This is a genomic window from Alcanivorax sp. (assembly GCF_014762765.1).
In the GTDB taxonomy this organism is placed as follows: domain Bacteria; phylum Pseudomonadota; class Gammaproteobacteria; order Pseudomonadales; family Alcanivoracaceae; genus Alcanivorax.
On record NZ_JABURH010000159.1, the window covers coordinates 1 to 2,948 of the forward strand.

Below are 2,948 nucleotides of genomic sequence, written 5' to 3' on the forward strand. Positions count from 1 at the left end.
CTCGTACCGCCGCCACCGGCTCCACCGGTTTTATGCTGCTACTGGTGCACCGTTATTCCGATCTGGTTATCAGCCATATCAACGATTACCCGGACGAATTCGAGGTCTATCTGGAGTGGGAAAATCTGTCGCAGTTTATGGATATCTCTCAGCCCCTGCCGGATACCCTGATCAACGAACCCGCCCGCCCGTTCGACCCGGTAACAGCCGAATACGATAAGAAAAATGGCAGGCCCAAACACTTCTGGCGAGATATGAGCCGCGAAGAGCTGCACGCTCGCTACAAAGCGGCCTGCCAGGCGGCCAAGGACTTCCCTTGGGGAAAGACACGAGACCAGGCACTGGCTCAGGGCTGGAAATCCTCTGAGCAACGTAGGCGGAAAATTAATAAAAATTAAGCATTGAACGATCTTATTTTTCTAGTTCGAAACCTATCTATTATTTCATATACCCGGCAGCTGATAACAACACTTTACGGATAAAGTAATGCCCATATTTGGAAACGAAAAAAGGCTCGAAACGCTAGCCGGACCACAGTGCAGGGAATATCTTGCGATATTTGATGACAATCTGGCCGATAGCTTCTCTGGAATGGTCAAAAAAAGCTCTTTCACCACAGAGCAAGACAGCTATATATGGAGCGAAGTGAATTACATCCCCTTTAATGCCATTTGGGAAGTATCAATGGCTCTCTCTTTATTCTTCTCTATTATTACTCAATTCGCCATGGCGCTTTTAATAGTAATGATGCCGCTTATCGATGGGAGCCCTATAGAAAAATACCTGCCGTGGCCTGTCGTTTTAGCACCACTCGTTACCGCTATGCTTTCTCCCTTCAAGAAAACATCCATAACGATATTCATAACATTCATAAGCATACGAATTTCCGACTACAATTTCAGCAAGCCTTTTTTTGAGGATGACTTCATGATATTCATGCTATCAGCCTCTTTCATTTTCTTGGCTATTTTTATTTTTTCAACAATAATGAGCCGTTTCTTAAAACCAAAAGAAAGAATGAACACTATATTTAATCGCAAAACCGGAAAAGTTCACATTTACTGCAAGAAAGAAAAAGAAAGGAAAGCAGTTCCATTTTCCGATCTTGCTCCGTCAAAAAAGTCCTGGAGCACGCCAATGCATCACAGCATTGATCCAGGCCAGACCCTGACTGTCGTTCACAAAGAAACCGGATTAAGAGCATGCAAAATCATCGTCAACAATGGCAATTACTATGACCCATACTTGCGCTGGGAAATTTTCCAGCAATTCATGAATCCCTCCCTTCCACTTCCGGATGTCCCTGAATTTGAGCCTATAAGGCAATACGATCCTGTCACAAAAAAATATGATCAGGAGACGTCACGCCCAGAGAATTTCTTCCGCAATATGGGGCGAGCTGAGTCAATACTCCGCTGCCAGAAGGCCAAGGAGGCTGCCAATGATTACCCTTGGGGGATGCCTCTCGAACAGGCAAAAGCCATGGGCTGGCAGCCATCCATCAAACGAATAAGTCCCCAGGAGATTATAGAGGTCAGAGAAAAGGAGAAAGACACGTTTCAGAACCTTACATCTGAAATCACACATGCAAAGTTCTTTAAACGTAGCCTTCCCTTCCTGCTATTTTGCATTCTGCTGATGTTGATAGAACCCTAATAACCCGAATCACTGTCAACTATCGTCATGCACTCCGAATCAGCTTATGGTCGTGATTAACGATCACTATCGGACCAGCAGCGCCCTGATGTTTGCGGGGCAGGAAGGGCCATTGATGCAGGAACAGGGCTGACTGCCGGACGGGTCGGCAAACGGGGAACTGCGGCACAGCCACCCCTGAACAAGGCTCGTTACCGTCCCAACATCAGTCCCGCATAAAACCGCACCATATGCGGGTACTGCTCACGAGGCAGGCGTTCGTTGTGGCCGTGGAAGCGGGCCAGGTCGTCCTGGCCAAGGGAGACCGGCATAAAGCGAAACACCTGATCTGAGAGATGCTGATAGTGACGCGCATCGGTGCCGGCGATGAGCAGGTAGGGGGCGACCACCGGTTGTTCCGGCAGGGCCCTAACCAGGGCGGCGAGGCGGTCAAAGGTGGCGGAGGGAATCCGGGTGACGGCGGACGGGTCGGACAGGAAAGCGCCCCTGGCCGTTACGGTGATGTTGTCCGGTAGCTCCTGCTGCAGATAGGCCTGCAGGCTTTCGCGGGTTTCGCCGGGGGCCAGGCGAAAATTCAGGGTGGCGTTGGCGGTGGCCGGCAGTACGTTTTCCTTTACTCCGGCTTCCAGCAAGGTAGGTGACATGGTGGTGCGAACCAGAGCATTGGTTTCCGGTTTGCCTTCCAGTTGGCGAATGATCAGCGGCTCGAACAGCCACAGGTTGGCAAATACCAGCCGCTTGGCGAAGGGTTGGTGAGACGCGACCTGTTCCAGCATTTTTCGAGTCGGCCCGCTCAGTGAAGCAGGGCGGGGATGAGTCTGCAGATGGTCGATGGCTGCCGCCAGATCACCGATGGCAGTTCGCTCCGGCGGCCGTGACGAATGCCCCGGCTCGGCCTCTGCCTGTAGCTCTACCGTCATGTAGCCTTTCTCGGCAATGCCCATCAGCGCCACCGGGCGATCAAGACCCAGGGTACTACCCGGTAGCATCATGCCGCCCTCGTCCAGAATCAGGGAAAACCGCAGGTTCTGCTGTTCCAGCCAGGCAGCAATCTTCACTGCACCCTCGCGGCCACCGATTTCCTCATCGTGACCGAATGCCAGATACACATCGCAGGCGGGAGGCTGGCCGTTTTGCAACAAGGCTTCGGTGGCTTCCAGAATGGCCATCAGGCTGCCCTTATCATCCAGGGCGCCGCGCCCCCAGACAAAGTCGCCATCCACTACTCCGGCAAACGGTGGGTGCTGCCATTGTTCCGGGGACGACACCGGCACCACATCCTGATGGGCCAG

The 2,948-nt window shown here is 52.1% G+C and carries 2 protein-coding genes and 1 pseudogene; 2 read left to right on the plus strand and 1 reads right to left on the minus strand.

Going from position 1 to position 2,948, the window contains the following annotated elements; all coding sequences use genetic code 11:
- Positions 1 to 398, plus strand: a pseudogene (locus HUJ17_RS11670) (hypothetical protein); the annotation flags it as partial.
- A gap of 88 nt (positions 399 to 486) precedes the next feature.
- A complete protein-coding gene (locus HUJ17_RS11675) occupies positions 487 to 1,656 on the plus strand; it encodes a hypothetical protein (protein WP_290510851.1) in 1,170 nt (389 codons plus the stop codon).
- 191 nt (positions 1,657 to 1,847) lie between these two features.
- Here HUJ17_RS11675 and HUJ17_RS11680 read toward each other — a convergent pair.
- Positions 1,848 to 2,948, minus strand: a 1,101-nt coding sequence (locus HUJ17_RS11680; RefSeq protein ID WP_290510852.1) for a M20/M25/M40 family metallo-hydrolase, incomplete at its 5' end; no start/stop codon positions are given.